The following is a 4,772-nucleotide window of genomic DNA, read 5'->3' as shown; positions in this document are numbered from 1 at the left end:
CCCTACATGCTCCCCGACTACTTCGTAACGATAGAAGAACTGCCGCTGACGCCGAATGGCAAAGTCGATCGCACCGCTCTCCCCACACCCCATGCAACTGCAACGCTGAATATCTCAGCAGGACCACTAACACCCTCAGAAGAACTGCTGGCAACCATTTGGTCGGCAGTTTTGGGCCAGAACGAAATTGGCCGCCATGACAACTTCTTTGACTTGGGTGGTCACTCGCTGCTAGCGACCCGCGTCGTAGCCCAAGTGCGTCAGGCATTTGATGTCGAGCTACCCTTGCGATCGCTCTTCGAGCAGCCAACCTTATCCCAGCTCGCTGCCGTCATTGAGACACTCAAAGCAGAAGGTAATACTGAATTACATCAGCCCATTCAACCGATTGACCGTTCCGGCCCCCTACCGCTTTCTGATGCTCAACAGCGGCAGTGGGTACTAGCCCAGCTTGAGCCAAATAGCCCGTTCTATAGTATTCCGACAGCGGTGCGAGTTCAGGGAGCATTATCAGTAGACCTGCTGCAACACAGTCTTGAGCAGATTATCCAGCGGCATGAAAGCCTGCGAACAGCGTTCAAGGATGCGGACGGTCAGGCCCGAATCGAGATTCATACCGAAGTTGAGATTGAGATCCCGCTGATTGATTTGACAGGGCTGAATGAAGCTAATCAGCGGGAGCAAGTGCGGGAACAGCTCCAGAGGGAAGCTCGAACTCCGTTTAATCTGAGTCAAGCGCCGCTGTTGCGAATGCGGCTACTGCGGCTAGCTGAGGATGATCATGTCGTGCTCTTGAGCCTGCACCACATTGTGACTGACGGCTGGTCGATGGGGATCCTGGTACGAGAGCTGGTGCAGGTTTACGACGCGCTGCGTCTAGGTCAGGCTGCATCTCTGCCACCGCTGCCCATTCAATATGTGGACTATGCTGCCTGGCAGCAGCAACAGCCCCAAGACCGCCACTTGGAGTACTGGCAGCAGCAATTGCAAAACGTGCCACCACTGCTGGAACTGCCAACGGACTATCCTCGTCCCGCAGTGCAATCCTTTGCCGGAGACACCTACGAATTTAAGCTGTCGGCCCATCAAACTCAGGCCCTTCAGACCCTCAGTCAACAGCAGGGAACCACTCTATTTATGACGCTGCTGGCGGCATTCCAGGTCCTTCTGCATCGCTACAGTGGCGTCACGGATATTGTTATTGGCACCCCCATTGCCAATCGCCCTCACACTGAGCTGGAAGAACTGGTGGGGATGTTCGTCAATACGCTAGTGCTGCGGACAGATCTATCTGGTAATCCCCGCTTTGAGGACCTGTTAAGGCGCGTGCGCGACGTGGCGCTGGATACCTATGCTCATCAGTCCGTGCCCTTCGAGCAGGTGATGGAGGCGCTGGACGTGCCTCGCAGTTGGAGTCATGCACCGCTGTTCCAGGTGATGTTTGTATTACAGAATGCGGGGTCAGCGCTGGCCCTTGAGGGCCGGTCTTTGACCATCGCCAACCCACCCCTCACTGACTTCGACACAGCGCTGGAATGGCAGCCTCTGTCGATGCCGAGCAACACGGCCAAATTTGATCTAACCCTCTCAATCAAGCTAGAGGAGCGGGGGCTGAAAGGCACCCTGGAATATCGCACTGACCTGTTTACAGCCGATACGATTCACCGCATGGCAGGCCATTTGCGCCAGCTGCTTCAAGCGATTCCGCAACAGCTGACCAGTCCGATCGCGGCATTGCCGATGCTGGCGAAAGGCGAACGCAAGCAGCTTGGGCAGTGGAATCAGACTCAAGTCGATTATCCCAGCCATTGCTGTCTCCATCAGCTCTTCGAGCAACAGGTTGAAAAGACACCGCAGGCAACAGCCCTCATCACCAACGACCAGAGCCTTTCCTATCAAGACCTTAATACTCGCGCCAACCAGCTCGCGCATTACTTACAGAGTCAAGGCGTCAGCTCTGAAACCCTTGTCGGCATTTGCATGGAGCGCACGGCTGATATGGTAGTGGCGCTGCTGGCGATTCTCAAAGCGGGAGGAGCCTACGTTCCCCTCGATCCAGCCTATCCGGCAGAGCGATTGGCCTTTATTCTGCAAGATGCTCAGATCTCGCTGCTGTTGACTAGCCCCACCCTTTCTGTAGATATTCCAGTGGGGATATCCGCGATCGCCCTTGACACCCTACTCAAAACGGGCCTTTCCGAGTTACCCACCACTAATCCTATTAGCACCCCAGCAGCCCACCATCTTGCCTATGTCATCTACACCTCGGGTTCCACCGGACGTCCCAAAGGGGTCGCCATTGAACACCATAGCCCTGTCACTCTCTGCCACTGGGCAAAAGATGTCTTTTCTTCAGAGCAGTTGAGCGGCGTTCTCGCAGGCACCTCTATCTGCTTTGACCTATCAATCTTCGAGCTGTTCGTCCCTCTCAGCTGGGGGGGGACGGTCATCCTGGCAGAAAACGTCCTACAGCTTCCTGAACTAAAAGCAGCCAACCAGGTATCCCTCGTCAACACTGTGCCCTCTGCCACCGCTGCCCTCCTACGGATTAACGGTATCCCCACCAGCGTCACTACCCTCAATTTGGCTGGCGAACCCCTGCCCCCGTCTCTCGTCCAGCAGCTTTACGCTATTCCCTATATTCAGCACGTCTTCAACCTCTACGGTCCCTCCGAAGACACCACCTACTCCACCTACGCCCGCATGGACGAACAGGCAACCGTTGCCCCCATTGGTCGCCCCATTGCCAACACCCAAGCCTACGTGCTCGATGCCCACAGCCAGCCCGTCCCTATTGGTATCCCTGGCGAACTCTACCTCAGCGGCGATGGCATCGCACGAGGCTACCTGAATCACCCCAGTCTGACAGCCGAGCGGTTTATCCCGAATCCATTTGCGGAAAAAACAGACAGTAGACCCCATAACGAACAACGAATTCTCTACAAAACCAGCGATCGCGCCCGCCATCTCCCCAACGGTGCCCTTGAATACCTAGGTCGTCTGGACAATCAGGTCAAAATTCGCGGCTTCCGCATCGAGCTAAGGGAAATCGAAATCGCACTACTGAGCCATCCCATGATCGAGCAGGTCGCCGTCAATCCCTGGACAGACGAAAACGGAACCCAACGATTGGCAGCCTATGTCGTCTTGAAGGCAGACAACAAAACCAATAACCACCCACCAATAACGACTAACCAATCCCCAACCATCAACCATCAACCATCAATCACCTTTCATTCATTCCTCGCCAACAAACTCCCCAACTACATGCTCCCGGCTGTTTTCGTGGAACTAGCTGAGCTACCCCACTTACCCAATGGCAAACTTGATCGCAAGTCCCTGCCCATTCCCAAAGCGCTGGATTTAGCCTCTCAAGGCGATGCGCCGAGGACGGAAACAGAGGTGATGCTAGCCGAGATTTGGCGTGAATTGCTGCCAGTCACTCAGGTGGGTCTGCATGACAGCTTCTTTGAGCTGGGAGGCGACTCGATTTTGGCGCTGCAGGCGATCGCGAAGGCCCACCAAGCAGGATTACAGCTCACACCGAGAGATTTATTCCAGCATCAGACCATTGCTCGACTGGCAACAGTGGTCTCGACGCGAACGAGCGTGGCAGCAGAGCAGGGCATGATTACGGGCACTGGGTTGCTGACGCCGATTCAGCACTGGTTCTTTGAGCAGAACTTACAGCATCCCCACCACTGGAATCAGGCAGTGCTGCTAAAGGTGACCCAGCCGATGAATCCAATCCTGCTAGAACAGGCATTAGGGCAACTGTTGAAACACCATGATGCATTGAGAGCAGGTTTCTTTCAGTCTGAATCGGGCTGGCAGCAGCGTTGGCATGAACCAGGCGCGGTTCCCTTAACGGTGGTGACGGGTGCAGAGTCTGAATTGTCAGAGGCGATCGCCGAAACCGCCCAGGACTTGCAGACTCACTTTGATTTGGCGGCAGGACCGCTGCTGAAGCTAGCCTATTTTGAATTCGAAGTAGAACATCGTCTGCTTCTGGTGTGCCATCACCTCGTCATCGATGGGTTATCCTGGCGGATCCTGTTGGGAGACTTGCGGCTGCTCTATCAACAGCTTGAGCAGGACCAGACTGCCCAGTTGCCACCGAAGACAACCTCCCTCAAGCACTGGGCAGAGCATCTTAGCACCTATGCCCGTACCGCAGATTGGGCCCCGGAGAAAGCCTATTGGCAGGAAGTGGCGGATCGCCCAACCCAGCCACTGCCAAGAGATTTTGACTGCGACGACAATCGCATGGCGATCGCGGATCGAGTCACGGTTAGTCTCAGCGAGAATGATACTCATCGCCTACTCCAAGATGTCCCCAGAGTCTATTCGGTTCAGATCAACGATCTGCTGCTGACCGCGCTAGTGCTGGCTTTTGAACCGTGGACTGGAACACGGCAGCTGCGGCTGGAACTAGAAGGCCACGGTCGCGAAGACTTACCCGGTGAATGGGCTACTGATATCAATCTCTCTCGCACGGTGGGTTGGTTCACAACGCTGTTTCCGGTCAGTTTGGAGGTGTCTCCAAACGCTACGTTGGAAACTGCTCTCAAGCAGGTGAAAGAGACTCTGCGCGCATTGCCCCATGGGGGATTGAGCTACGGAATAGGGCGCTACCTGCATCCCCACAACTTGCCGCCAATTCCAGCAGACGTGCGGTTCAACTATCTGGGACAACTTGACCCAGTGCTTGCAGCGAATGACTGGTTTGCCTCTGCGGCAGAGTCGGGGGGGGGGGGGGGGGGGGGGGGGGG

The 4,772-nt window shown here is 55.6% G+C and carries 1 protein-coding gene; it reads left to right on the top strand.

All coding sequences use genetic code 11. The features are described 5' to 3' along the window. On the top strand, positions 1–4,772 hold a 4,772-nt coding region (locus PN498_RS12325), incomplete at both ends, for a non-ribosomal peptide synthetase (protein ID WP_272063101.1).

This window comes from Oscillatoria sp. CS-180, from assembly GCF_028330965.1.
Classification (GTDB): Bacteria; Cyanobacteriota; Cyanobacteriia; order Phormidesmidales; family Phormidesmidaceae; genus Halomicronema.
The sequence above is the reverse complement of the archived record's forward strand: the minus strand, read 5'-3'. Positions and strand labels throughout refer to the sequence as shown.